At 38.2% G+C, this 24,694-nt stretch carries 26 protein-coding genes, 1 pseudogene and 1 riboswitch; of the genes and pseudogenes, 20 read left to right on the top strand and 7 right to left on the bottom strand.

The window, feature by feature from the left end; all coding sequences use genetic code 11:
- Positions 1-828 precede the first annotated feature (828 nt).
- The 8 genes from CEY16_RS09220 (at position 829) to CEY16_RS15045 (ending at position 9,256) form a co-directional block, all read left to right on the top strand.
- Entirely contained in the window at positions 829-1,665 is an 837-nt protein-coding gene (locus CEY16_RS09220) for a sulfite exporter TauE/SafE family protein (protein ID WP_101331694.1), read from the top strand.
- Positions 1,666-1,678: 13 nt separating this feature from the next.
- Complete coding sequence (locus CEY16_RS09225; RefSeq protein WP_101331695.1) at positions 1,679-3,061, top strand: bifunctional metallophosphatase/5'-nucleotidase; 1,383 nt, start codon at positions 1,679-1,681, stop codon at positions 3,059-3,061.
- Between the two features lie 61 nt (positions 3,062-3,122).
- Positions 3,123-3,428, top strand: coding sequence for a YunC family protein (locus CEY16_RS09230; RefSeq protein ID WP_101331696.1), 306 nt, complete (start codon positions 3,123-3,125; stop codon positions 3,426-3,428).
- Between the two features lie 99 nt (positions 3,429-3,527).
- Positions 3,528-4,628: an HD-GYP domain-containing protein gene (locus CEY16_RS09235; RefSeq protein ID WP_101331697.1), complete on the top strand. Its 1,101-nt coding sequence runs from the start codon at positions 3,528-3,530 to the stop codon at positions 4,626-4,628.
- Positions 4,629-4,686: 58 nt separating this feature from the next.
- The gene (yunB, locus tag CEY16_RS09240) at positions 4,687-5,469 is read left to right on the top strand and encodes a sporulation protein YunB (protein WP_338015917.1); all 783 of its coding nucleotides are present in this window, start codon (positions 4,687-4,689) and stop codon (positions 5,467-5,469) included.
- Between the two features lie 58 nt (positions 5,470-5,527).
- Positions 5,528-5,699: riboswitch (Lysine riboswitch) on the top strand.
- A gap of 127 nt (positions 5,700-5,826) precedes the next feature.
- Positions 5,827-7,380 carry a Na+/H+ antiporter NhaC family protein gene (locus CEY16_RS09245; RefSeq protein WP_101331698.1) on the top strand — a complete coding sequence of 518 codons (1,554 nt, stop codon included), beginning with the start codon at positions 5,827-5,829 and terminating at the stop codon, positions 7,378-7,380.
- A 246-nt stretch (positions 7,381-7,626) separates the two neighbouring features.
- Positions 7,627-9,156 (top strand): sodium-dependent transporter, encoded by a 1,530-nt coding sequence (locus CEY16_RS09250; RefSeq protein WP_101331699.1) that lies wholly within the window; start codon positions 7,627-7,629, stop codon positions 9,154-9,156.
- Between the two features lies 1 nt (position 9,157).
- The gene (locus CEY16_RS15045) at positions 9,158-9,256 is read left to right on the top strand and encodes a methionine/alanine import family NSS transporter small subunit (RefSeq protein ID WP_143484610.1); all 99 of its coding nucleotides are present in this window, start codon (positions 9,158-9,160) and stop codon (positions 9,254-9,256) included.
- A 108-nt stretch (positions 9,257-9,364) separates the two neighbouring features.
- Here the strand turns inward: CEY16_RS15045 and CEY16_RS09255 are convergent.
- Positions 9,365-10,650 (bottom strand): annotated as a pseudogene (locus CEY16_RS09255) (MFS transporter).
- A gap of 376 nt (positions 10,651-11,026) precedes the next feature.
- Between CEY16_RS09255 and CEY16_RS09260 the strand changes: the two are divergent.
- The 3 genes from CEY16_RS09260 to CEY16_RS09270 are packed head-to-tail and all read left to right on the top strand — an operon-like array spanning position 11,027 to position 14,723.
- The gene (locus tag CEY16_RS09260; protein WP_101331700.1) at positions 11,027-12,112 is read left to right on the top strand and encodes a GerAB/ArcD/ProY family transporter; all 1,086 of its coding nucleotides are present in this window, start codon (positions 11,027-11,029) and stop codon (positions 12,110-12,112) included.
- Entirely contained in the window at positions 12,109-13,560 is a 1,452-nt protein-coding gene (locus CEY16_RS09265; protein ID WP_101331701.1) for a spore germination protein, read from the top strand. Before CEY16_RS09260 ends, CEY16_RS09265 begins: the two co-directional genes overlap by 4 nt.
- Positions 13,557-14,723, top strand: coding sequence for a Ger(x)C family spore germination protein (locus CEY16_RS09270; protein ID WP_101331702.1), 1,167 nt, complete (start codon positions 13,557-13,559; stop codon positions 14,721-14,723). Before CEY16_RS09265 ends, CEY16_RS09270 begins: the two co-directional genes overlap by 4 nt.
- Positions 14,724-15,013: 290 nt before the next feature.
- On the opposite strand, the gene CEY16_RS09275 is transcribed toward CEY16_RS09270, so the two are convergent.
- Positions 15,014-15,952: a M23 family metallopeptidase gene (locus tag CEY16_RS09275; RefSeq protein WP_101331703.1), complete on the bottom strand. Its 939-nt coding sequence runs from the start codon at positions 15,950-15,952 to the stop codon at positions 15,014-15,016.
- A 114-nt stretch (positions 15,953-16,066) separates the two neighbouring features.
- On the opposite strand from CEY16_RS09275, the gene CEY16_RS09280 reads away from it, so the two are divergent.
- Positions 16,067-16,348 carry a YutD family protein gene (locus CEY16_RS09280; protein ID WP_101331704.1) on the top strand — a complete coding sequence of 94 codons (282 nt, stop codon included), beginning with the start codon at positions 16,067-16,069 and terminating at the stop codon, positions 16,346-16,348.
- A 22-nt stretch (positions 16,349-16,370) separates the two neighbouring features.
- On the opposite strand, the gene CEY16_RS09285 is transcribed toward CEY16_RS09280, so the two are convergent.
- Both CEY16_RS09285 and CEY16_RS09290 read right to left on the bottom strand, forming a co-directional pair.
- The gene (locus CEY16_RS09285; RefSeq protein ID WP_101331705.1) at positions 16,371-16,646 is read right to left on the bottom strand and encodes a cytosolic protein; all 276 of its coding nucleotides are present in this window, start codon (positions 16,644-16,646) and stop codon (positions 16,371-16,373) included.
- A 46-nt stretch (positions 16,647-16,692) separates the two neighbouring features.
- Positions 16,693-16,965 (bottom strand): SAV0927 family protein, encoded by a 273-nt coding sequence (locus CEY16_RS09290; RefSeq protein WP_101331706.1) that lies wholly within the window; start codon positions 16,963-16,965, stop codon positions 16,693-16,695.
- Positions 16,966-17,091: 126 nt separating this feature from the next.
- On the opposite strand from CEY16_RS09290, the gene hepT reads away from it, so the two are divergent.
- Together hepT and CEY16_RS09300 are read left to right on the top strand one after the other, a co-directional pair.
- Positions 17,092-17,541, top strand: coding sequence for a type VII toxin-antitoxin system HepT family RNase toxin (gene hepT / locus CEY16_RS09295; protein WP_101331707.1), 450 nt, complete (start codon positions 17,092-17,094; stop codon positions 17,539-17,541).
- Complete coding sequence (locus CEY16_RS09300; RefSeq protein ID WP_101331708.1) at positions 17,538-18,302, top strand: TIGR01457 family HAD-type hydrolase; 765 nt, start codon at positions 17,538-17,540, stop codon at positions 18,300-18,302. Before hepT ends, CEY16_RS09300 begins: the two co-directional genes overlap by 4 nt.
- 60 nt (positions 18,303-18,362) lie before the next feature.
- Here CEY16_RS09300 and CEY16_RS09305 read toward each other — a convergent pair whose 3' ends face one another.
- Positions 18,363-18,845, bottom strand: a complete 483-nt coding sequence (locus tag CEY16_RS09305) for a phosphatidylglycerophosphatase A family protein (RefSeq protein ID WP_101331709.1) — start codon at positions 18,843-18,845, stop codon at positions 18,363-18,365.
- Positions 18,846-18,938: 93 nt separating this feature from the next.
- Between CEY16_RS09305 and CEY16_RS09310 the strand changes: the two genes are divergently transcribed.
- Positions 18,939-19,907, top strand: a complete 969-nt coding sequence (locus CEY16_RS09310) for a 2-hydroxyacid dehydrogenase (RefSeq protein ID WP_101331710.1) — start codon at positions 18,939-18,941, stop codon at positions 19,905-19,907.
- A gap of 50 nt (positions 19,908-19,957) precedes the next feature.
- Here CEY16_RS09310 and CEY16_RS09315 read toward each other — a convergent pair whose 3' ends face one another.
- Positions 19,958-20,182 (bottom strand): NifU family protein, encoded by a 225-nt coding sequence (locus tag CEY16_RS09315; protein ID WP_101331711.1) that lies wholly within the window; start codon positions 20,180-20,182, stop codon positions 19,958-19,960.
- 147 nt (positions 20,183-20,329) lie between these two features.
- Between CEY16_RS09315 and CEY16_RS09320 the strand changes: the two genes are divergently transcribed.
- The 5 genes from CEY16_RS09320 (at position 20,330) to CEY16_RS09340 (ending at position 22,959) form a co-directional block, all read left to right on the top strand.
- The gene (locus CEY16_RS09320) at positions 20,330-20,659 is read left to right on the top strand and encodes a YuzD family protein (protein ID WP_101331712.1); all 330 of its coding nucleotides are present in this window, start codon (positions 20,330-20,332) and stop codon (positions 20,657-20,659) included.
- 75 nt (positions 20,660-20,734) lie between these two features.
- Entirely contained in the window at positions 20,735-20,971 is a 237-nt protein-coding gene (locus CEY16_RS09325; protein WP_101331713.1) for a YuzB family protein, read from the top strand.
- Positions 20,972-20,989: 18 nt separating this feature from the next.
- On the top strand, positions 20,990-21,853 hold the full coding sequence (gene dapF, locus CEY16_RS09330) for a diaminopimelate epimerase (protein WP_101331714.1): 864 nt from the start codon (positions 20,990-20,992) through the stop codon (positions 21,851-21,853).
- Between the two features lie 56 nt (positions 21,854-21,909).
- The gene (locus CEY16_RS09335) at positions 21,910-22,266 is read left to right on the top strand and encodes a HesB/IscA family protein (RefSeq protein ID WP_101331715.1); all 357 of its coding nucleotides are present in this window, start codon (positions 21,910-21,912) and stop codon (positions 22,264-22,266) included.
- Between the two features lie 36 nt (positions 22,267-22,302).
- Positions 22,303-22,959, top strand: a complete 657-nt coding sequence (locus tag CEY16_RS09340) for a hypothetical protein (protein ID WP_101331716.1) — start codon at positions 22,303-22,305, stop codon at positions 22,957-22,959.
- A gap of 521 nt (positions 22,960-23,480) precedes the next feature.
- On the opposite strand, the gene CEY16_RS09345 is transcribed toward CEY16_RS09340, so the two are convergent.
- Positions 23,481-24,467 (bottom strand): NAD(P)/FAD-dependent oxidoreductase, encoded by a 987-nt coding sequence (locus tag CEY16_RS09345; RefSeq protein ID WP_202908619.1) that lies wholly within the window; start codon positions 24,465-24,467, stop codon positions 23,481-23,483.
- Positions 24,468-24,694: the final 227 nt, after the last annotated feature.

The following is a 24,694-nucleotide window of genomic DNA, read 5'->3' on the forward strand; positions in this document are numbered from 1 at the left end:
GAAGAAGCAAGAGAAGAAGCAGAAGAGCGAGAAGAAGCAAGAGAAGAAGCAGAAGAGCGTGAGGAAGAAGCAAGAGAAGAAGCAGAAGAGCGTGAAGAAGAAGCAAGAGAAGACGAAGACGAAGATGAAGACGAAGATGAAGATGATGAAAAAGACGAGTGAAATCTAAGAAATTAGATAAAGGTAGAGGAAATTAATGAATCTATTAACATCCCCACATTAATGGGGATGTTTTTATTTGTTCTATTTAGAGTTATAGTAATTGGATGATTATTAAGTTGATCTACTTGTTTACCATGCAGTTCCTTTTTTCACTAAAGAACAATTCCTATTAACAATCTGATATTCACAAAATAAAGTCGTTTGCTACGCAGTACAACGCTACTATGCAACAGAAAAATGATCTTCAACTATCAATCGCTATTATAGATCAATCCAGAAAATTGGAATTAACAAGGTAATTTAAAACGCATCGTTAATCAAATTTGAAATGGAAGGTTCAATCGGTTAAAATTTAACTAGAGACGTAAGATATATAGCTGACTCAAGGCTAAGGGGGAACTTCTTTCCGATGATTCCCTCCGTCCGGGTCAGCTTTTTCTTTTCTAATAGGTAAGAATGTATAAAGCAGTGGAGCATAACTGTCTAGCTTCAGCGCCCAGAAACTTGGTGACTTCAGTCATCAACCTACGATAAGTCAACAACGGCTCAATTCTTCACCGTGTTTCCCTTATCTCAGTTGTCGAACTCCAGTCCCTACGTTTCTAAACAGGCGCATGCGCTTTTCTTAATTGCAACATGAATAGTCGAAGATCGAAGGGATAAAAAATGGTATTTCTTATCATGTTTTTAATTGGTGTCTTCAGCGCCATTGTAGGAAGTGTCGCCGGGCTTGGAGGCGGCGTTATTTTTGTTCCAGTCTTATTGTTTTTAGCCCAATTTCATACAGATTTCTCTTGGGTGAATCCACAAAATATCGTAGCTATGTCCTTATTAGTCATGATTTTTACTGGACTATCGGCTACTTTAACCTTTTTAAAAAGGAAACGTGTCGATGTACATAGTGGTTCATTATTTTTAATAGGTAGTATTCCTGGTGCACTTACAGGCGTCTGGGTAAACCGTTTCATTGATATAGATACATTCCAATTGTATTTCGGTTTATTAATGCTATTTGTTTCAAGTATGTTTTTCATCAAAAAGAAATTACTAAAAAATGTGGAGTCTAAACAGGCATCTCGAGTAGATAAAAAATATTATGTTACTCGCACATTTGAACTGTCAGGTGTTTCAACCACTTATTCATATTCACTTATTCTCGGAATTTTTATCTCTTTTTTTGTGGGGATGATGTCCGGGCTGTTCGGAGTCGGTGGTGGATCATTAATGGTTCCAGCGATGATTCTTTTATTTGGATTCCCAGCGCATATTGCCGCGCCAACATCCATGTTCATGATTTTCTTTTCAAGTATCATGTCTTCAGGTGCCCATGTAATTGCAGGACATGTGCTGTGGTCTTACACGCTAGCTAGTATCCCAGGGGCATGGCTCGGTGGTTATTTAGGTGCAAAATTGAATCAAAGATTAAACAGTCATGTAATTGAATGGATCTTGCGTATCATAATGATAGTAATAGGGGTACGATTAATATTAGAGTCCTTATAGAAGGAGACTAAATATGAGCGAAACGATTCACGTGCTATTCACGAGTGATTTACATAGTCATTTCGATAACTGGTCAAAATGTATTCATGATATGAATACACAATTAAATAAGATTCAACAGAAAAACGAGTATGTTTTGATGTTGGATAACGGGGATCATGTGGATCGCTCCCATCCAATCAGTGAGGCGACTCTTGGACAAGGTAGTGTCCAATTGTTGAATCATGCAGGCTTTCATGCCGCGACGTTAGGCAATAATGAAGGTATTACGCTTCCGGCAGATAGTTTATATCATTTATATGATGATGCGAATTTTGATATTGTTTGTGCTAACTTGAGTACAATAGACCGTGAGAGTCCTCCTTGGTTGAAGCCATTTGAGACTTATAAGACACCTAATGGCACTAATATAGGTGTTATAGGTTTGACGGCCCCATTTCAATTGTTTTATGAAAAGTTGGGCTGGGAAACTTCAAACCCATACGAAGAACTAGACTACTGGGTACCCAAAATGAGAGAGACTTGCGATATAGTGATATTGTTATCGCATTTAGGTGTGAATGATGATGAAGCGATTGCTCAAAAATATGATATCGATGCGATCATCGGTGGGCATACGCATCATTTATTTGAACATGGTCAAGAAATTGAAGGGACTTTATTGACCGCAGTCGGCAAACACGGTTTTTATTATGGGTCGATGCGCTTGGAATATAACAAAAATCAGGGTCTGATTCATAGAAAAGAAGGGTATGCTCATTCTATATCTAAGCAGGATGATGTTGAAACGAACAGACTTCTGCAAACTTTACAAATCGAGTCAGATCACCAATTAAGTGAGGTTGTCGTAGATCTACCTGAGGCATACCCAGTCGACTGGTTTACAGAAACAAAACTGATGAAATCTTTTGTTCAAACGTTAGAAGATTGGACAGAGGCAGACTGTGCTATGCTCAACTCTGGTGTGCTACTTGAAGGTTTCAAAGAGGGCCCTGTCACAAAGAAGCACATCCATCAAAGTTGTCCTCACCCTATGAACCCCTGCACAATGATGATGAGTGGTAATGAAATCATAGAAGCTATTCGTATGCTTGAAACGGAACGGTTCATTCAGTTTGAGTTAAAAGGCTTAGGGTTCCGCGGTAAGAAACTCGGAAAAATGGTTTATTCTAATATTGAACTGGTCTATCACGATCAAACGAATTTTGTTGAAAAGATCTTTATAAATGGAAAAGAAGTTGAGTCTGACGAAAAATATAAGGTAGCAACAGCTGATACTTTTTCATTTTCATGGTTGTTACCACCGATTTCCTCTGTAAAAGAAAAGCATTATTATATGCCAGAATTTTTAAGAGATGTATTAGCGAAGTGCCTAGGGAATATCAAAGGTGTATAATTCCTGACAGGCACTTCTTTCTTTCCTTTTCATAGGGTATATGAAAAGGAGGTTACTTATAATGATACACGTTGAACCTTTGTGGATAGATGATGTAGGTTTTACTGTGGTTAAAGTCCAGTTACCTAAAACAAACTTGATGGTCATATCAAATGATATTGGCTACATTATGTGTGGAGCTTTAGATGTAGATTTGTTAGATGACCGTTTATCAGATCGGCAAATAATCGCTGGCCGCGCAGTAGGGGTCAGAACAATCGATGAACTTCTCTACGCGCCTTTGCAAAAAGTGACGAAGTATGCAGAAGATAAATATGGATGGTATGAAGGAATGATCGGTAAAGCAGCATTGTTAGCGTTAAAATAATTTGTTGAATTCTTCCTATAGTAAATATATGATATTAATATGTAATAACTTCCATAAAATAAAGTCATATTTACTATAAAAGGTATCGGAGAAAAGATTATGCGTGCTGTTCAAATTACAAATGTTTGGCCTGGAGATCGACTAGGGAGGCCTATTACTGATTCATACGGCAGGGTCCTTCTGCAAAAGGGAGTCATTTTTACAGAAAAATTAATTCGAAAACTAGAGGAATTACACTTCTCATTTGTTTTCATTGATGATGAAACAACAGATGGAATCATCCCACAGTCCGGAATTAGTGAATCTTTACGCCTCGAAGCGATTGATAATGTTCGATCGGCTTTCCGTTCCATAGATGGCTATGTGCAAGGTCATATGAACCAGTACATCCTTGAGCGGACGGTTGAGTCTATTCATAGAACTGTAGTTGATTTGACCCAGGCCATCAAGGACAATGACCAAATTATATCGATTATTTCAGACATTTTCGTGTATGATAATTATTTGTATGTTCATAGTGTTAATGTCGGTTTATATACGATTGCCCTCGCTAACAAACTCGGATTCAGCGATCGTCAAATAGAGGAAATTGGAATAGGCGCCTTGTTGCACGATATTGGGAAAATGCGTGTACCCCAATCTATTCTGAACAAGCCCGATAAGCTATCTGATATGGAATATGAAGTAGTAAAAGAACATACAACTTACGGATATAATCTTTTAAAAGACGTACCGAACTTACCACCCAACATCTCATTTTGTGCCTATCAACATCATGAACGGTTAAACGGGAGTGGTTATCCATTAGGTATAGAAGGATCGAATATTCATGAATATGCAAAGATTATAGCTGTCGCTGATGTGTTTGATGCAGTAACTTCAAATCGAGTTTATCGCAAGGGAATGTTACCTCATGAAGGTTTAGAAATCTTATATTCAGGGAGTAATGGATTGTTTAAAAAAGAGTACGTAGACCTCTTCAGAAAAACGATTTCAATATATCCGAACGGAGCCTATGTTGAACTGAATGATGGCAGAAGGGGTATAGTTGCTGATCAAAGCAAGTCAATTCCTGATCGGCCAATCATCCGCATTTTAGAAGACAAAGATATGAAGTTGAATATGCATGAGATTTACGAGATTGATCTATCAGTATCACCATCCGTCATGATTTCTAAATGCAATACGAATCCAATATAAAATACATATCGAATTCCCTTCAGGTTACAAGCATATATTTTCCTGAGGGGGTTTTTTTGTGAAAATAAAACATCGTAGGCCCATGAAAAAGAGAAAACCAAAGACATTTGGTCAAATCCTCTTTATTACGTTCGTGTCTTTTTTTATTGCTATTATATTTTCATTGTGGATTATAAATAAAGGGATAGAGCCGACGTTGATTGATATTGCTGAAACAAAAACGAGGGTCTTTGCCAGAGAGGCTATCAACGAAGCAGTCAGTAAACGGATTGTTGATGATTTGGAAGTGGAAGAGCTTGTTCAGTTAGAAAAAGATGATAATGGAAACATTGTATCAATAGGATGGAATACGGTAGTGGTCAACCGGGTTCTAAGAAATACAACGTTCCGAGTTCAAAATTTTTTGAAGCAAATAGAACGGGGAGAAATTTCTCCAGGAGATTCGCTTGACTTCGATTTGGACGAAGACCCTATTATACGTGAAGATACCGTTGAGAATTATCGGGTGATTGAAAGGATACCAATTGGTCAGGCAACAGGGAATGCATTACTAGCTAACTTAGGTCCTCGTGTACCTGTGTACTTCAGTGTCATTGGTGATGTTCAATCTGATGTAGTGCGCGAGGTGACGGAATATGGAATCAACAACGCAATGATTGAGTTGTCTATCCAGATTGAAGCCAATGTTCAGATCGTAATACCTTTCTCAACTAAAACAACAGTTGTTGAAACTAGCATTCCTGTCTATGTAGGTGTCTTACAAGGTGAGGTACCAAATTATTATAATAACGGTGGGCGAGCACCTGATATAGCGATTCCGTATGAGGATTTGCCAGATTAAATAGTGTATGCTATTATAATTTTCGTGAAAAATTATAAATTAAATATAACCTTATCTTCGATGAGGTAGAGGTGCACGATACAAGAGTAGTACTTATGAGAATGACAACGATGATTAAGTACGAAAGGGTAGCGGGCCGAAGTGATTGCTTATGTCATGAAGTAATCATTGGTGTATGTTTGAATAAAGCATATACTCTCGCGGGAAACTAGCGGGGAGCTACTGATCGAGAAATAACCGACTGTAAAAGTAATGGTAGATTTCTCTATCATTACTTTTTTTTAATACGCTTATTTTAAAGCTTATACCATGTCAATCTAGGGTATTTAATTTAATAAAAAATGAGGAGGTCAGGAGATGGAAGGAACTATTTGGTCATTAGTACCACCCCTTGTGGTAATCATTCTTGTGCTATTGACTCGTAAAGTTCTGCTTTCTTTAGGTGCAGGTATCGTCGTAGGTGCACTGATGATTGCAGAATTCGACGTAATTGAAGCGTTGAATCAGATTTGGAGTTCATTTATAGGTAACTTTTATGTAGATGGAGCTATTGAGACTTGGGGTGTTCAACTTATCTTATTCTTGCTTTTACTTGGTGTGCTCATTGCGTTTTTGACTGCAACAGGTGGAGCTCGAGCTTTTGGAAGATGGGCAATCGAACGGATTCAAACGCGTGAAGGCTCTCAATATACGACCGGTTTACTAGGTTTAGGAATTTTTATTGATGATTATTTCAATAGTTTGACGATCGGCCAGGTTTCTCGTCCAATTACAGATAGACAAAACGTTTCACGTGCAAAGCTGGCTTACTTAATTGATTCAACTTCTGCACCGGTTACAGTGTTGATGCCGATCTCGAGCTGGGGTGCCTATATCATAGGAACAATAGGAGTTATTATTGCTGATCATGAATTAGGTTATCAGGCTTTTGAAACATTTGTAAGAATGATTCCATTCAACTTTTATGCTATTGCAGCCATTATTTTAGTTTTTGTAGTCATTCGTTTGAACTTGGATATAGGCTTAATGCGTCAACATGAAAAGCGTGCTAAATCAACAGGTGAGTTGATCGATCCTTTGAATAAAGGTGATATTCCTGGTGACTTGAAAGATGATGTGCATGAAAGTGAAAGAGGTTATATATATCACCTAGTCGCACCTATCTTAATATTAATTGGTGCTACAGTGATAACGATGGTGGTTACAGGAATTGATGCTACTGAAGGCGATGTTTCACTTGTATCAATTTTCGCTAATACGAATGTAAACTATTCCTTATGTTTAGGTGGAGCTATTGCTGTGGTATCTTCGATGGCATTATATTTTATGCAAAAAGGTGAAAAGACGAATTTCTTCAGAGTAGTTTGGGAAGGAATTAAAGCGATGTTACCAGCTATTTATATATTGGTTCTGGCATGGATGACTGTTTCAATTATTGGTGGCATTGGAACTGATGCATATTTAGCTCAGAAAGTTGAAGAAGATTGGAATTTCACAATTACTTATTTACCAATCATCGTGTTCATGATTTCTGGGTTCATGGCTTTTGCTACTGGTACATCATGGGGTACCTTCGGAATCATGCTTCCTATTGCTGGTTCTATTGCTGCTTCGATGGATCCTAACTTCTTTGTTCCTGCACTAGCAGCAGTGTTAGCAGGTTCTGTTTTCGGAGATCACTGTTCTCCTATTTCGGATACGACGGTCCTATCATCTACTGGAGCAGGATCAAATCATATTGATCACGTCATGACCCAGATACCTTATGCAATAATTGCAGCAGTCTCATCATTGGCTGGGTATCTTCTTTACGGCTTAACAGGTTCATTGATTGTAGGGTTACTGGTTACAATTGGATTCATGTTCCTTATCGTATATTTTGTACATCGAAAAGTCCGAGAAGTACAATAGATAAAAAAGAGCGTCCTTGGGGCGTTCTTTTTTTTGCATTAATTCAACAAATCACTTCTTAAGTAGCGGGTCAATCTTTAATTACCAAATATTTTTTATGAAATCACTTTGACACTGGTACAAGGTAACTATATAATCATGATATAAGTTGCAATTATTCTGAAAAAAGAAAAAAATCAGTACATCCCATTTTGCAGCTAAACATAGAATAGATACAGGGATGTAATCCTGAAAGGAGAGAAAGATATGAAAATGCGTTCTCAGTGGGGAACACGCGCCGGATTTATTTTGGCCGCTGTTGGTTCTGCTGTCGGGCTAGGTAACATTTGGCGTTTTCCGGCAACAGCTTATGACAGTGGTGGGGGAGCATTCTTTATACCTTACTTATTTGCTTTATTAACAGCAGGTATTCCGCTTTTGATCATGGAGTTTACGATTGGTCATAAGTACAGAGGTTCAGCTCCGTTATCATTTGCACGTCTGAACAAGAAAACAGAATGGCTTGGATGGTGGGCAGTTTTTGTTTCGTTCGTCATCTCTACTTATTACGCGGTAATTATCGCATGGGCAATTATGTATTCATATTATTCGTTTAATCTTAATTGGGGTGCTGACCCTGAAGGATTCCTATTTAGTGAATACCTTCAATTATCAGTCGATCCAGGGCAAGCTGGTTCATTCGTACCAAGTGTTTTAATTCCGTTAATATTTGTTTGGGTTATTGTGCTAGGTGTTCTGTTAGCAGGGGTTAAAAAAGGGATCGAAGTTGCAAACCGAATCTTCATTCCAACTTTGATGGTAATCTTCTTAATCATTGTTATTCGTGCGGTGACACTTCCCGGTGCAGCTGAAGGTCTAGACGCTTTCTTCTCACCTGATTTCAGTGCTATTGCTGATCCAACTGTCTGGGTAGCAGCCTACGGGCAAATATTCTTCAGTTTATCCATCGCATTTGCGATTATGATTACTTACTCCAGTTATTTGAGTAAGAAATCGGATATAACGAACAATGCGTTCATCGTTGGATTTGGTAACTCAAGCTTTGAGTTATTAGCAGGTATCGGTGTCTTCTCGGTATTAGGATTCATGGCAACCTCACAAGGTGTAGCTGTAGACGAAGTTGTGGCCGGCGGGGTTGGTTTAGCATTCGTTGTATTCCCTGCTATTATCAATGAGTTTCCGACTATGCCACAATTGTTTGGTTTCCTGTTCTTTGCTTCACTAGTATTAGCTGGTTTATCTTCTATGATTTCAATCGTAGAGACATATGTAGCTGGATTTTCTGAGAAGTTCAACGTCTCTCGTAGAAAAGCCGTATTCTTCGGTGGGGGACTTGCAGCACTGGTTTCACTTCTGTTCGCGACACAGGGTGGACTGTTCTTCCTAGATGCTGCCGATTACTTCATCAACCAATTTGGTGTTGCATTCGTCGGTCTAGTAGAGGTTGTAGTAATTGCTTGGTTTGTACGCAAACTTAAAGTGTTCCAGACTCACGCAAATGCGGTATCAGATATCCGATTAGGATCATGGTGGATTGCATGCTTAGGATTAATTACACCACTTGTATTAGGTTATATGATGTTCGGATTATTCAAGCAGAACCTTTTGAAAGAATTCGATACTGAAACTGGTAACTATGAAGGTTATACAGATGGATTTATTTTATTCGGTGGTTGGTTTGTTGCTGCCGGCGCATTAATCTTAGGTTTCCTATTCATGATGAAAAAATGGAAACCTGAAGTATTAGCAATGGATACTACTAAGGAGGATGAATAACATGGGTCTTGATGCGATAATTGTTATGCTCATCGGAATGGTTCTCCTTTGGGGAGGCCTTGCAGTAAGTATTACTTCTGCAATCAAGAAAAGTAAATAATCTTTATTGTAAAGAGGGCGATCATAATTGATCGCCCTCTTTTTTTTGATGGCCTTAACTTACACACTCGCTACTTTTAGTTGTGAGAGGTTCACAAACACAGTTTATTTAGATAGAGATATCTTTTGATTTAGGTTTCATTCTATACCAGAGAACAAATGGCAAGAGGAGAATTGCGACCACTCCACCAATTACGGACAATACAGGGAAGTTTGATAGAGCGACAATGACGCCCGAAATTGCCCCGCCAGAAGCCCCGGCTAATGCGATAAAGACATCGACAGACCCCTGAGTTTTAGCGCGGTTCTCTGGAGTTGTATTGTCGACGAGTATGGCAGTGCCACTGATCAAACCAAAGTTCCAACCAAGCCCTAGAAGAGCTAGTGCAATCGCCAACCCTATCATGGATTCACCTGGTGAAATAGCACTTATAATACCTGAAGCAAGCAAAGTTATGCAGGAAGCTATTACCACTGGGAAGCGTCCGACTTTATCCACTAAAATACCAGTAACTGGAGAGGGAAGATACATTGCCCCAATATGAATAGCTATAACAAATCCGACAGCTCTTAGTTCATGACCATGTGCTCCCATATGCACCGGGGTCATTGTCATAATGGCAACCATGACAATTTGACTCACGATCATAACAGTTGCCCCGATAATGACACCCCTTTTATTAAAAGAGGAAGGTAACTTAATAGATGGTTCCGCATCTGTTGCTGTTTCTTCTGCATTAGCTAGCATCTTAGAAACGAAAAAAGGGTCTGGTCGCATGAATATAAAAATGGCCAAACCAGCTACGATATATGCTGCTGATGCCAAGATGAAAGGGCCAGCTAAGGCGGGAATTCGAATAGAGGTAGCAAATTGACCCATTACATCAACTAAGTTGGGTCCAGCAACTGCCCCAAATGTGGTAGCCATCATCGCAATGCTGACCGCAGTCGCACGTTGGTCAGATTTGGCTAAGTCAGTACCTGCATATCGGGCTTGTAGATTAGTGGCTGTACCAGCCCCATAAACTAATAACGAAACAAAAAGAAGAATGACACTGTTAAATACAGCGGCAATAATAACTCCAATGGCACCTATTCCACCAGAAAGGAAACCAATTGTTAACCCTAAGCGCCGACCGAGGCGTTGGGACAGACGACCAACAATTAATGCTGTACCAGCCGATCCAAGTGTAAATAGTGCAACGGGAAGACCTGCGAAACTATTGGTGCCAAGCATATCTTCAGCAAGCAAAGCCCCTACTGTAATCCCCGCGGCAAGACCTGCCCCTCCGAATAGTTGAGCCACCATGACGATAATTAAAGTTTTGCGATAAAGTCTTTTTTGTTTATGGGGTGATTGTATGTAAGTGTGAAACTGATTGTATTGATATCGATTTTCTTTCTTGGCCACCGTCTTCAACCTTTCTAAATGATTAATGCTGATCCGTAAATACATTAAAACCATTATACTACTAGGGGTATACAAACTTATACTATTTAGCTCATTCTGAGTAACTTTCAATTTTAGGAAATGATATTAAAAGAAACGACATTCTTCACAAGCATCAAATATGTGGTATGGTTCTATTCGACAATGCCTTTCGCAATGATTAATTAGAAAGTAAAACATTCTTTTATATAACGAAAGAATGTTTTTTTATTAACCACAAATGTTTAATAGAGTTCCATTAAGCAGCCTCACTATGATTGAATATAAACTACTTATTAGTCAATACTATGGAGAAAAAGTACCGAACTTAGGAGTTTTTCAATGAAATCAGGAGAGCAAGTAAAGTTTTTCTATGTAATTTTGTTGATTATCACATCAGGGGGCTTAGTAAACCACGTCATCATTATCCCGGCACTGTTTGACACCGCAGGTAGAGATGCCTGGTTATCAATTATTTTTTCAGCAGTTGCATTAATCCCATGGTTCTTCCTCGTTATATTTATCTCCAGAAAAACCAACAAAACTCACTTATTGGTATGGTTGACGAAGAATGTCAATAAGCCCATAGCTTATATAGTCATCAGCCTGATCGGGGTTTATTTGTTTATGATGAGCTTTGTGACAGCCAAGGATTTAATTATATGGACCCATATTACATATTTGCCAAAAACACCTCAATTTGTCCTTTTTATCCTAATACTCATTGCTTGTATTTTTTTGGCGAATACCAATCTTAGAACTATAGCTATTGTCAACACGGTTCTATTGCCGATCATTGTCATCCTTGGTTTTTTCGTTGCTTCGACCAATTTACCGAAAAAGGACTATTCCATGTTAATGCCAATGTTTGAACATGGGATTGAACCAGCGTTGATTGGAATGATTTTTTCAAGTGCTGGCATTTTAGAAGTAACATTAATTTTATTCATCCACCACCGCATTAAGTCAAAAATTAAATACTGGCAAGTACTTCTTTTAGGGTTTATTTTAGCTGGATTGAGTCTAGGTCCTACAGCTGGAGGTATTGCAACATTTGGACCTGAAGAGATGATCAAAAGCCGCTTTCCTGCATTTGAACAGTGGCAACTGGTCTCTCTTGGCCGTTTTATTGAGAACTTGGATTTTTTCTCGATATACCAGTGGTTGGCCGGGGCCTTAATCCGTATATCACTAAGCTTATATTTACTAATGGAAATTTTTCATATACCTAAGGGAAAAAAGAGAACCTGGATACTGATATTATTAGCTGTAATAATAATTTCAGCGAACTTTATACCAATAAATGATGTCATGTTTATTGATTTTTTAAAGTTTTATTATCTTCCTTTTAATTTTATTTTCTTGATTACTTTAACCCTTACCCTGACAATCCTGGTTGGGATTCAAAGTAGGAGGCAGCTGAAATGAAAAACAACACGATGATTCAAGACCTTAGAAAGTTATTTCATAATTGCCAAGATGTGATTTTTGAGGAAAGATCCTTTTGTGAAAACAAATATAAAGTTACTCTCGTATATACTGAAGGTCTTTCGGATCAAAAACTATTGAGTGAAGACATTCTACCAAGTTTAGGTAAATTGTTTAAGTCTTATAATGATCGCTGGAAGAAAGATACATTAATTGAAAACTGGCATAAATCATCGATTACTATAGAAGAGAAAAATGATGTGATGATGGAGAAGGTTTTTTCAGGTGAATTATTGATTTGTTTAGAATTTCTCGGGGTTATTTATAGTCTGAATATAGCTGATTTGCCCAGAAGAAAGCCAGAAGAAACAAATGCAGAGGTAGCGATAAGAGGGCCTAGGGATGGTTTCATAGAAGAAATTGAAACGAATGTTGCTTTGGTTCGTAAAAGATTAAAAACAAATACCTTGCTTTATGAAAAATTCACTGTCGGAGAGCGGGCAAAGACTAAGGTAGGACTAATGTATATCGAGGACATCGCGCGTCCGGAAATCATTTCTGATATCCGTAGGAGAATAGAAAACTTAAAGGTGGATGCTATTACCAATACCAACGAGCTGGAAGAACTATTGGAAGAAAGTTCATTAAGATTATTTCCTATGTTTCATTATACTGGGAGAACGGATTTAACCGTTGACGCATTGCTAAGAGGGAGGTTTATTTTGTTTTTAGACGGTGCTCCAATTGCTGTAATTGGTCCCGTTAATTTAATGCTGTTATTGAAAACAGGTGAGGACCAAGAATATATCTGGCTTTATAATTCATTTGAAAGATTCATTCGGCTTTTTGGGTTAATTATAGGAATTGCACTACCTGGCTTCTGGCTGGCTTTGGCAGGATTTCATCAAGACCAATTACCTTTAGTCCTACTCTCCAGTCTCACCCAAGCACGGCAAGGGGTTCCCTTACCGACGAGTCTTGAGATAATAATTTTGGTTTTGCTATTCGATCTATTCAGGGAAGCGGGGCTGAGGCTTCCGTTGGCTGTCGGGCAGATTTTAGCGGTAGTAGGTGGATTGATTATAGGGGATGCAGCGATTCGGGCAGGACTTACTAGCCCGTCCACCATAGTAATTATTGCAACTTCTACTGTTGCATCTTTTACAATTGCAAATCAGTCACTAACTGGAGTGATTAGTGTGATGAGATTATTTGTCGCGTTAGGTGCTTCACTAGCAGGAATGTTTGGTTTTTTGGTCACTGGCTTTCTAGTTTTAATTTACGTTAGCAATTTGAGATCGTTTAGTTTACCTTATTTAGCCCCTGTAGCTCCTATAAATTTTAAAGATTGGTTTAAAGCTGTTTTTAGACCTTCTCAAAAAGCGGTAAAAACCCGTCCTGCAATTCTACAGGTTACAGATGAAGATGATCAGGTGAGGGGAAAATGAAGAAAATACTCAATCTGGTTATGTGTAGCCTACTAACTATTCTTCTTTCAGGTTGCTGGGATGCAGAGGAATTGGAAGGGATGTATTATGTTCATGCGCTTGGTGTTGATTATGTAGACAATGAATACGAAGTCTATCTCCAAATAGTTAATTTTCAGTCATCGCCTGGTACGGGTGAACAACAAGGTGGGGGAGGGAGCGGGAGTGAGATTGAAGTCGGAAAAGCAAGAGGTAAAACGGCACTGGAAGCAATTCATCACTTATATCCATCTACACAGAGAAGGGTATTTTGGGGGCATCTATCTGGTATCGTATTTACAGAGAGAATGATGGAACATGGGATAGAAGAGGTTCTGGATTCGATTGATCGATATCGTGAAATAAAACCGACTCTATGGACATTTACTACTTCAGAATCCTTGCATGAACTCCTAGTTATAACACCAATTCTTGAGATGAACACAATTTTTTCTTTTTTAGGCGATCCAGAGAAGAGCTATCAGCAGAGTTCTTTGGTAGAACCTATACAGGAATATCAATTTTTATCTGTTTTGCGGGAGCCTGGAAAGACCCTGATTCTTCCTCACTTTAGTATTACTAGATCTGATTGGAAGAATAATCTGGGAGAGACTAAGGAGAACTTAAATATTTCATCGGCTTCTTTAATGAGTGATTCACATTATAAAGGTGTCTTAGAACATAACGAAATGCTGGGGATCAGGTGGATTCAAAGAGCTGCACAGAGAGCCTTGTTGGTTGTTCCAGACTCAGAAGGTAAACCCCTTGCCTCTGTTACCTTGAATACAGAAAAGGTAAAAATTAAACCGCATATAGACGAAGAAGGTGTGACCTTTTCCATAGATATAAAAGTTAGTGGTGATGTCTCTGTTTTGCAAGAAGATAAAAAACTAAATGAATTGGTGCAATCAGCTAAAGAACAAATAATAAATGAAGTAGAAGAAACTTATAAAAAGGGGCTTGAAATCGATGCAGATGTTTATAGTTTTTCAAATGCCTTGTACAAAGAAAATCCTCAGGAATGGAAGAAATTAACCGAAAAAAATGAGTTGCCATTAACTGAAGAGTCTCTCCAAGAAGTCAATGTAAAAGTTGTCATTGATACAACAGGACTAGAGAAATACAGACCTCCAGGGGCACCCTGATTGAATTGTGACTTCAGTTGACAAAACAATTTGATCAATAAAAATGCTGTTAACAAATGAAAATAAATGAGTGATTAGCTGAAAAAATGTCAGAAGACGGTATATTCATTGACCATAAATTTTGGAGAGTATGAAGTGTATCGTCTTTTACTTATAAGGGTCCACCTAAAGGTCTGTAATTAGAATCAACAACAAACTTTAATATAATCACAAAAACTAAAGTAGATTATCCCTACACATATAAAGAAAAGACTTCCAGTGTTCACTGGAAGTCTTCATATTTTATATTGCTATTCTTGACGTTCCCATCTTTTTAAGTATGGATAAGGATCATACGCCCATTCATTTTTACCGTTGTCTTTGTACATTCCATAATGAAGGTGTGGCGGGAATTTCCCAGCTGTTCCCTCAGGTCCATAACCGGAGGCACCGACAGATCCGATCAAGTCTCCTGGTTTTACGAATGAACCTTCTTCTATACCATCTGCAAACCCGTTCAGGTGTGCGTAGTAATGATAAATATTATACATATCACGAATACCTATTCGCCATCCACCAAATCGATTCCAACCCTTAATTTCTACGATTCCATAAGAGACGGACCTGACTGGAGTTCCATAGTGTGCGAATAAATCAGTTCCTTCATGAATTCGGTTGCCTCCGAACCCGCGACGGTCTCCCCATGTGGAACGGTAGCTATATTGTTGATGTTTTGGGATAGGGAAAGCTCTTTCATCTAATTCAATCGTACCGAAATGCTGAAACAATTTGGCGTATTGTGTAATTAATTCTCCAGCTTTTTCGCGCTCATAATACTCTTGGATGGCTGCTTTGAAGGAACCAACTTGACTTTGCGACTCCATGATTATTAGTGCTGCTGTATACAAAGCGTCTTCATCGTTTTTATGATTTGCAATCCCATCGCCATCTCCGTCTTTACCAAGCCCGTTAAACAGATCTAATTGTTCCTCTCTGAAGGGTTGTTCAGGTGCGGCACTCAGTAGACCGTACCACTTTTCGTTCGGAATTCTGATACCTGTCCATCGGTTGTCTTCTGTTCCGTTGATATTTCTCTCATATTGGTCCATAGCCGCGATGTAATTCCATGGCAGACCAGTTGTCGCTTCAATCTTTTCATATAAAGACTGTCTGACTTGATGTTCGTTTTCTTCTGCCGATACAAAGGTGACTGGTAATAAAAAAATAACTAGCATTAACATTGTCTTCATTGGACTACTCCCTATAAAAATAATCTTCAAATATTTTGTTCGAATTTGACCTAAAAAATGTACGCTAAGGCTTAGGAATATATGGTACACTGTGAATAACAGAGGTGATTTTGAATGGAACTGCAAGGATATCAATATGAACTGATGCACAATCATCGTGAAGGATTTCAAGAGGAAACACTTACAGAAAGATTCAGTGACATATTGACTAAGTATGATTATATTGTTGGAGATTGGGGTTTCGGCCAGCTTCGTTTAAAAGGCTTCTATGATGATCAAAATCAAAAAGCTACATTCGATACAAAAATCTCTACATTAGAAGATTATTTATATGAATATTGTAATTTTGGCTGTGCTTTTTTTGTATTGAAAAAAATAGGACAAGTAAGCGAATAACCTGATCCTTAGAGAGGTCAGGTTATTCTTTTTCTGGGTCCGTGATTCCTTTTTCATTAGGGGCATCTTGCGGGTTATGTGCTCCAGGGTATTTTCTTGGCATATCATGGTGTAATTGTTTATTTTCATAATTGAATGCTGAATAGTGTCGTCTATTTGGATTGTATCTCTTTGCCTTCAATGGCTCATCTTTATGAATCGGTTGGCCATAAGTACCTTCTGGAAATTCTTGAGCCCCTTGGTATTGGTTTTGAACTTCAACAACTTTAAAATCGTCTGAATCTTTATTGTTACTCATAAAACAATCGCCTCCTGCCATCTTAGTTTGGGCAGGAGGCGATTGTTTATACGAGAAAATCTTTTATATAGCTGTAAAGTTCCTCAGCTTGGTATTCGTTCACATTGAAGGCATGACAGAAAAAATCTCCATCATGTAATTGTTCAGGTCTGACTTTCGTGTAGCGACTTCCATCTAAATCAATGATGACGTATTCGGATAAGTTGGAAGGATTCTTCATAATGGCTAAGTCATATCGTCTCAATTCACCCATAAAACTGATATAGCGAATATCGACTTGCTTCGTTTCGTTAATCAAATACTTTTTCTGATCATCCAATACGCTCACTCCTTAAGACAAGTTGTTTACATTTTATCAATTAGATTCAGAACTGTCATTCGATATCACGTATGAATGAAGTTATGATAGACTGAGTGTGAGAAAGATATAAGGAGTGAAATAAAGATGTATTTTGTTGAAAGCAAACAAATTGAGGACACATTAAGTTATATGGAAAATCTTTTGAAGATATATGAAAAAGAAAACATATCGTCTGATTTTGACCGGTTGGGACTTGAAAGACTGGCACATATGGTGATTGAATCAATCATTGATGTAGGTAACATGATGATCGATGGTTTTATCATGCGTGATCCGGGAAGTTACGAAGATGTTATAGACATCTTGGTGGATGAAAAAGTAGTTCCTGAATCTTCAAGTGAAGCATATAAAAGTGTGATTCGATTAAGAGTTGAGCTCGTCAAAAATTATCAGTCGATCGATCACTCCACTATTGAAAACGTGATGAATGAACACCTTCAAACATTGAAACAATTTCGTCAGGATGTTTTGAAGTACTTGCAAAATGAAGCAGGAACCATCACTACATTTACGAAACGCGAGGATGAATCATGAAGAACTATTCAGCCTACTTGATCGATTTAGACGGAACAATGTATCGTGGGAAAGAAGTCATTGCAGAAGCAAGGCAGTTCATAGAACATTTACAAGCAAATGGCATTCCTTATCGATATGTAACAAATAACTCATCAAGAACCCCGGAGGATACGGCGAAAAAACTCCAGAATTTCGGTATAGAAGCGTCCGTTGAGCAAATTGTTACTGCTTCAATGGCAGCTGCAGCTCACATAAAAAGTCATTTTCCTGAAGCGAGGGCTTTTGCTATTGGGGAAAGGGGGCTTACTGATGCTCTGAAAGAAGTAGGAATTGAGATTGTAGAAGAGAGTCCGGACGTTGTCATCATGGGCATTGACCGAGAGAATAATTATAAAAAACTTCGAAATGCATGCCTTTATGTTCAGCAAGGGGCAGAATTTTTAGCCACCAATCCAGATATCAAAGTACCGACTGAAAAAGGTTTAGTTCCTGGAAACGGAGCCTTCATAAAGCTTGTTGAAAATGTTACAGGTGTTGAACCAACAGTTATCGGAAAACCTAAACGTCATATGATTGATTTTGCGCTAGAACAAATAGGTGCGAATGCAGAAGATACAATCATGGTCGGTGATAATTACGATACGGATATTCTAGCTGGAATGGAAGCTGGTTTGGATACGCTTCATGTCCACACTGGGGTAACCACTTTAGATGAAATAAAAAATAAAGACCGTCGACCGACTTACTCGATTGAAACTTTAGAAGAGTGGTTCAAATAAGAAAGGATCCTGGAACTGTTCTTTAATTTTATAAAAAAAGAGCATCACTCAGATGCTCTTTTAATCATCAAGGTGGATATCTCCACTATGAGCTAGACGACTAGAGGCAGCTGCAGCGATTGCACCTACAATATCATCTAAAAATGTGTGACACCCATTGCTTTTGTCGTTCAGTTTTTCCAAAATACCTGGTTTGACTTTATCGATATAGCCAAAGTTTGTGAAGCCGATTGACCCATATACGTTAATGATGGAAAAGGCCACTACTTCGTCAATGCCGTAAAGTCCTTCATCTGTATCTACAATTTGTTGAAGCGGCTGCTCCAATTGATTATTCTCTGCTAATTTATCAATTTGGATGCCTGTCATAATCGCATTCTGTACTTCTCTTTTCTTTAGGACCTTATCGACATTCGCTAAGCATTCTTCATGAGTCAGGTCATTTCTGTATCCTGATTGCAGGTAATAGACAAGCTCAGCTATATCGTCGAGTTTAACACCACGCTCGTTCAACATATCTACCACGATTTTTTCTAGATCCATTTTTACACATCCACTTCTTTTAAATATGATTATTTAATCTATTGTACTTGAAAGGTTCAGAAAAGCAAAATAATAATTTATAGGAGGATGTTTATGAGTGATAAGAAGAAAGTATATATCTGTCGCATGCTTCCAGAAAGCGTGGTAAGCCCGTTGAAGAAAGAGTTTGAGGTCGAAATGTGGCCGCATGAGGATCAACCTGTTACAAAAGAGGAATTAAATGCTCAATCAAAAGATGCGCATGCATTACTGACAATGCTTACCGATCCGATCGATGAGGATCTTTTAGCTAATGCTGAAAATCTTGAAATCGTATCTAACTTAGCTGTCGGTTACGATAATATCAATTTAAATGCAGCGAAAAAACAGGGAGTAGTTGTCACGAATACCCCGGATGTACTCACAGATACAACAGCCGATTTGACGTTTGCATTATTAATGGCTACTGCGAGAAGAATTCCTGAAGGCGTAGATTTTATAAAAGAAGACCAGTGGACGACGTGGTCACCGTTGTTATTAGCTGGCGCTGATATTCATCATAAGACAATAGGAATTGTTGGTATGGGAAAAATAGGAGAAGCAGTAGCTAGGCGTGCCAAAGGCTTTGATATGAAGATCTTATATCATAACCGAAGTCGTAAAGAGTCAGCTGAACGGGAAATAGGAGCGACTTATGTAGATTTTGATCAGCTTCTTGCTGAATCAGACTTTGTAGTGTGTATGACACCACTTACTGAGGAAACCGATGGGATGTTTAATGGAGAGGCATTTAAAAAAATGAAAAACAGTGCCATTTTCATTAATTCATCTAGAGGGAAAGTTGTAAATGAAAAAGATCTACAGAAAGCATTGGAAAAAGGTAAAATTAAAGCAGCAGGGTTGGATGTATTTGAACAAGAACCAATCCGTAGCAGCCATCCACTGTTAGAATTAGATAATGTTGTGGCGTTACCTCATATTGGTTCATCAAGTGTAGAGACGAGGCACAAAATGATGGAGCTGACTGTAAATAATATTAGCAATGTGTTAAATGGTGAAAAAGCAATAACTCCAATAAAATAATTGCTGAAAACAAAAAAGAGCTGGATAGACCAGCTCTTTACTATATGAGATTAAAATATTTGTTCAACTTCACGGACACCTGGAACTTCTGCCACTAATGCACGCTCGATACCAGCTTTCAATGTAATTGCTGAGCTAGGGCAGTTCCCGCATGCACCTTTTAAACGAAGAAGTACGATGCCTTCATCGTCAACATCGACCAATTCAACGTCTCCACCATCTCGTAATAAGAATGGGCGTAGTTTCCCAATGACTTCTTGCACCTGATCAAACATCGTCGATCTTCCCCTTTCATATCTCTATTATAACCATTTTTCATGAAAAAATCTATTGTCTCTGATATTGATAACCATTATCATTTTATCTTTTTTCGCTTATTTTGTAAAATGAAATTAACTGAAGTTTTAGCAGGGGGAGAAATAATGAAGAATGAAGTCGAATTAGTGGTTTATGGGGCTGAAGTGTTGTGCCCAAGCTGTGTGAACTTACCGAGTTCTAAAGAACAGTATGAGTGGCTCCAAGCTGCCATTTCAAGAAAATATGGAACAGAAGGAATCAATTATAAATATATTGATATTTACAACCCACCGGAAGAAAAGCCTTACGAAGAATTTGCAGAACGCGTAATAGAAGAAGATATGTTTTATCCGGTTGTCTTAGTTGAAGATGAAATCGTTGGAGAGGGAAACCCACGCTTGAAAACAGTTTACAAAGCACTGGAAGAAAGAGGTTTTGAACCTCAATCCTCATAATTGAAAGGATACCACTGCTGTGCTAGCATATGCTAAGGGTTCAAATAGAAAATAATAAATCAAGGGGTGTCATAAATGAACCCAATTATAGAGTTTTGCGTCAATAATTTAGCCAGTGGCTCACAAGAAGCATTCGATAAATTGGATAGAGATCCTGATCTGGATGTTATCGAATACGGGTGTACCAGCCATTGTGGGATTTGCGCTGCAACCACGTTCGCAATTGTAAATGGTGAATGTGTGACAGCCGATTCACCAGAGGAACTGGTTGAAAGTATATATCAGCATTTAGATGAAAACCCGTTATTTTAATGAAGGGATTCGAAATAAATGAAAATTCCATTTACAAAAATGCACGGCCTAGGCAATAGTTATATTTATATAAATGGATTTGAAACGACTATTGAAGAAAGTCGATTGAGTGAATTATCAATCGCAGTTTCAAATCCTAATTTCGGAATTGGTTCTGACGGGATGATTTTACTCTTACCATCTGAAATAGCTGATGTAAGAATGAGGATTTTCAATAAAGATGGTTCAGAAGCGATGAACTGCGGTAATGGCCTCAGATGCGTTGCAAAGCTAGCCTACGAGCTCGGCTATGTTACAAGTAGGAGTTTCACCATTGAAGCTAAGGCAGGAGTGGTGGATGCAACTGTCCAGTTAGATGAAGAGGGCAGTGTTGACCAAGTTACGGTGGATATGGGGGAACCCATTTTAGAAAGACAAAAGATCCCTATGGTGGGGCAGGGTTTTCCTGAAGACCGTGTAATCAATGAAGTCTTTCAAACGAAAAATGAGGCTTTACGCGGGACTGCGGTATCAATGGGGAACCCTCATATCATTTTTTTCATAGAAAATATAAAAAATGCTCCATTAGAATCATTAGGACCCGAAGTTACAAATGATTCTAGATTCCCTGAAGGAGTAAATGTCGAATTTGTGGAAGTCGTAAACTCAAATGAGTTGAATTTCCGAGTTTGGGAGCGCGGTTCCGGTGTTACTCAAGCTTGTGGTACAGGAGCATGTGCAGCAGGAGTAGCTTCTGTCTTGAATGATTTTTCAAGAAAAGATGAAGAAATCACTGTTCATTTAGATGGCGGCGATCTAGTTATATCGTGGTCTGAAAATGGTCACGTTTGGATGACAGGTCCTGCTGTAACAGTTGCAAAAGGTGACTTTTGGCACGTCTAGATAGAATTGAACGATACAAAAATAGTTTGTATACTTATTAATAGGAGGTATTAGCAATGGCAATCGAAATCACGGATCAAGCGGTATTGCAAATCAATGAAATGATGAAAGATGAAACAGCAGAGGAAGTTTATTTGCGCTTTGGAGTAAAAGGTGGAGGCTGCAGTGGTCTTTCATATAAACTTGGATTTGATTACGAAGTGAAAGAAACAGACAACTCTTATGAAATCAACGGGATTCCAGTTGTAATCGCAACAATGGATGTTCCGATAATCGAAAACACAAAGATTGATTTCAAGCAGAACATGATGGGTGGAGGTTTCACAATCGATAACCCTAATGCAATCGTTTCATGCGGTTGTGGGTCGTCTTTCAAAGCAAAAGATCGAGAAGGGTCGCCAGAAAATTGCTAAACTCCTAAAATGACACCATTTTAGAGGAGATACGAGATGAAAAAACAATTTTGGCTAATGCTCATTGCAGTGGCAACTGTTCTTTTGATGACAGCTTGTTCATCCGAAGGTGAGGATATGACTGAAGAAACAGATGAAGAAGTTATTTCTGAGCCGGATGAGAATGAAGAAGAGGAAGGCGAATCAGAAGAAGGAAATGAAGAATCAACTGACGAAGTGGAAGAAACTGAAACTAACGATGAAGAAGAAACCGAAAGTGAATCTGAGGAAACAGTAGAAGAAGCAGAAGAAGCTCAAGAGACATCTTCAGAGTTGAATGAAGAGGACGCTATTTCTATTATTGAAGGATTCCATGCACAAGCGTTTGTAGAAACGAATGAAGATTTGAAAGTGGTTAACTATTCTTCTATTTCAGGTATGATTGCTGACATGCAGGAGTTTACCACTGAAGAAATTGCGACCAATATCATTACTCCGATGTATTATGAAGAAGAAGGCTCTGTTTATATGAAACCTCAAGGTGAGTTTTCACTATTCGACACTGAAGGGGAATATTCATTAAGCCAAGAGGGTGAAAATGAGTACTTAGTTTCCCAATCAAGAGAAACTGACTTAGAAGGTAAAGTGGAGTTTAATATATCTATAGAGAATGTAGATGGTAATTATATCATTACGAATTACGGAATTAATTAGTCAAAAGGCCCGCGTGCGCGGGTCTTTTTTTTTATACTTTAAGAATGTTTAACTTTGTTAAAGGATTAAAGTATATGAAAAACAAAGGCTTTCGCCATTAAGACTTGGCGAAAAGCCAAGTTTTTCTCACAAGATAAGAGAGTCTAGAAGGAAGCCCATCTGTTCAGCTTTTCAAAAAATGGTCAGCCATTGATTTGATCCGTAACTATTTGAGTAAAATCTCTTGAAATAATGGGTAATATGTTAAAAATAAGGTAAAATATGATGTTTATCCGTAACTATTTTGCATTTATCCGTAACTATTTACTGTTTTTCTGTAGCAAATCATTCATCCTTCAAAAACAAAAAATCAGCCGGAAACTTATAGCCGGCTGATTTCTTTAATGACACTTTTAAGTATAGAAACTTTATCCGTAATTAATCGGCATTCTAAGAATTGCACCAAGTTAATCAATCAGCAACAACGACATAAAAAAGACCAGAAGGAACTCCTTCTGGTCTTTTAATCTATAAATCTTATATTAGTTGAACATATGAGTAGAATGTTTCGGTTGGACACGGGCCTCAGGGTCTATTCTAACCTTGGCGTTATTAACGGCGGTTGGACCTTCTCCGAACCCGGCAACAATTAGGTTCACTTTTCCTGGATACGTGCAGATGTCACCAGCAGCGTATACGCCCTCAATGTTCGTTTCCATTTTAGAATTGACAACGATGCTTGTTTTATCTAGTTCAAGTCCCCAATCTTTGATCGGGCCAAGAGAAGATACAAAACCATAATTGACGATCATGTCATCAATTTCAATTTCAATTGTCTCTTCTTCCTTCATTTTTTGAAGGATGACTTTCTCAATGTTTTCTTCACCTTGTACTTCTATAGGTACATATGGTGTCAAAATCTCGACATTGGAATTCATCAATTGTTCTACACTGTGCTCATGTGCACGGAACTTGTCGCGACGGTGAACAAGTGTCACTTTTTTCGCGATTGGTTCTAACATTAGAGCCCAATCAACTGCCGAATCCCCTCCACCACAGATCATAACGTTGCGATCGCGGAAGGATTCAAGGTCTGTTATATAATAATGAAGGTTATTATCTTCATATTTTTCCATTCCTTCAAGGCGTAGCTTTCTAGGTTCAAATGCTCCGTTCCCTGCAGTAATTATGACGGATTTAGTGAAGAACTCATCTTTGTCAGTTGTTAATTTGATCAAGTTATCTTCAATTTTTTCAATTGATTGAACCGCTTGGTTTAAAACGATCTCAGGATTGAAAGGTTTTGCTTGTTCGTATAAATTATCGACAAGCTCTTGGGCGCGGATTTTTGGAAATCCGGCTACGTCATAAATATATTTTTCTGGATAAAGGGCTGAAAGTTGACCGCCTATATGCGGCAAGTTCTCGATGATTTGAACATCCGCCTGTCTCAAACCGCCGTAGAAAGCAGTGAAAAGACCAACTGGACCAGCGCCAATGATCGTGATATCTCTTACATTTTCACTCATATATATTCCTCCAACATTAAAAATTCGAATTCACACCAAACGTTATTATAACATTATCTTAATGGATGTTAAATACATAACGGTTTTTGTCAAGAGGAATGAAGAAATTATCAGAAACATTTGAAATTGACGAAATGCTTGAAAAAACGATAAAAAAGTTCTATTATGGTGGTTAGATAATGTTTACGAATTTATGACATTTTTCTTTGAATCAGAACGTGAAGTAA

This window comes from Halalkalibacillus sediminis (assembly GCF_002844535.1).
GTDB classification, from domain to species: Bacteria; Bacillota; Bacilli; order Bacillales; family Alkalibacillaceae; genus Halalkalibacillus_A; species Halalkalibacillus_A sediminis.

Excerpts from the sequence above, each read along its gene's own strand:
- CEY16_RS09315 (WP_101331711.1), bottom strand. The coding sequence starts at position 20,182 with ATGTTTGATCAGGTGCAAGAAGTCATTGGGAAACTACGCCCATTCTTA.
- hepT (WP_101331707.1), top strand. The coding sequence starts at position 17,092 with ATGTATTTTGTTGAAAGCAAACAAATTGAGGACACATTAAGTTATATG.
- CEY16_RS09280 (WP_101331704.1), top strand. The coding sequence starts at position 16,067 with ATGGAACTGCAAGGATATCAATATGAACTGATGCACAATCATCGTGAA.
- dapF (WP_101331714.1), top strand. The coding sequence starts at position 20,990 with ATGAAAATTCCATTTACAAAAATGCACGGCCTAGGCAATAGTTATATT.
- CEY16_RS09265 (WP_101331701.1), top strand. The coding sequence starts at position 12,109 with ATGAAAAACAACACGATGATTCAAGACCTTAGAAAGTTATTTCATAAT.
- CEY16_RS09230 (WP_101331696.1), top strand. The coding sequence starts at position 3,123 with ATGATACACGTTGAACCTTTGTGGATAGATGATGTAGGTTTTACTGTG.
- CEY16_RS09335 (WP_101331715.1), top strand. The coding sequence starts at position 21,910 with ATGGCAATCGAAATCACGGATCAAGCGGTATTGCAAATCAATGAAATG.
- CEY16_RS09250 (WP_101331699.1), top strand. The coding sequence starts at position 7,627 with ATGAAAATGCGTTCTCAGTGGGGAACACGCGCCGGATTTATTTTGGCC.
- CEY16_RS09300 (WP_101331708.1), top strand. The coding sequence starts at position 17,538 with ATGAAGAACTATTCAGCCTACTTGATCGATTTAGACGGAACAATGTAT.
- CEY16_RS09275 (WP_101331703.1), bottom strand. The coding sequence starts at position 15,952 with ATGAAGACAATGTTAATGCTAGTTATTTTTTTATTACCAGTCACCTTT.
- CEY16_RS09325 (WP_101331713.1), top strand. The coding sequence starts at position 20,735 with ATGAACCCAATTATAGAGTTTTGCGTCAATAATTTAGCCAGTGGCTCA.
- CEY16_RS09270 (WP_101331702.1), top strand. The coding sequence starts at position 13,557 with ATGAAGAAAATACTCAATCTGGTTATGTGTAGCCTACTAACTATTCTT.
- CEY16_RS09305 (WP_101331709.1), bottom strand. The coding sequence starts at position 18,845 with ATGGATCTAGAAAAAATCGTGGTAGATATGTTGAACGAGCGTGGTGTT.
- CEY16_RS09260 (WP_101331700.1), top strand. The coding sequence starts at position 11,027 with ATGAAATCAGGAGAGCAAGTAAAGTTTTTCTATGTAATTTTGTTGATT.
- CEY16_RS09285 (WP_101331705.1), bottom strand. The coding sequence starts at position 16,646 with ATGAGTAACAATAAAGATTCAGACGATTTTAAAGTTGTTGAAGTTCAA.
- CEY16_RS09220 (WP_101331694.1), top strand. The coding sequence starts at position 829 with ATGGTATTTCTTATCATGTTTTTAATTGGTGTCTTCAGCGCCATTGTA.
- CEY16_RS09345 (WP_202908619.1), bottom strand. The coding sequence starts at position 24,467 with ATGAGTGAAAATGTAAGAGATATCACGATCATTGGCGCTGGTCCAGTT.
- CEY16_RS09310 (WP_101331710.1), top strand. The coding sequence starts at position 18,939 with ATGAGTGATAAGAAGAAAGTATATATCTGTCGCATGCTTCCAGAAAGC.
- CEY16_RS09245 (WP_101331698.1), top strand. The coding sequence starts at position 5,827 with ATGGAAGGAACTATTTGGTCATTAGTACCACCCCTTGTGGTAATCATT.
- CEY16_RS09340 (WP_101331716.1), top strand. The coding sequence starts at position 22,303 with ATGAAAAAACAATTTTGGCTAATGCTCATTGCAGTGGCAACTGTTCTT.
- CEY16_RS09225 (WP_101331695.1), top strand. The coding sequence starts at position 1,679 with ATGAGCGAAACGATTCACGTGCTATTCACGAGTGATTTACATAGTCAT.
- CEY16_RS15045 (WP_143484610.1), top strand. The coding sequence starts at position 9,158 with ATGGGTCTTGATGCGATAATTGTTATGCTCATCGGAATGGTTCTCCTT.
- CEY16_RS09235 (WP_101331697.1), top strand. The coding sequence starts at position 3,528 with ATGCGTGCTGTTCAAATTACAAATGTTTGGCCTGGAGATCGACTAGGG.
- CEY16_RS09320 (WP_101331712.1), top strand. The coding sequence starts at position 20,330 with ATGAAGAATGAAGTCGAATTAGTGGTTTATGGGGCTGAAGTGTTGTGC.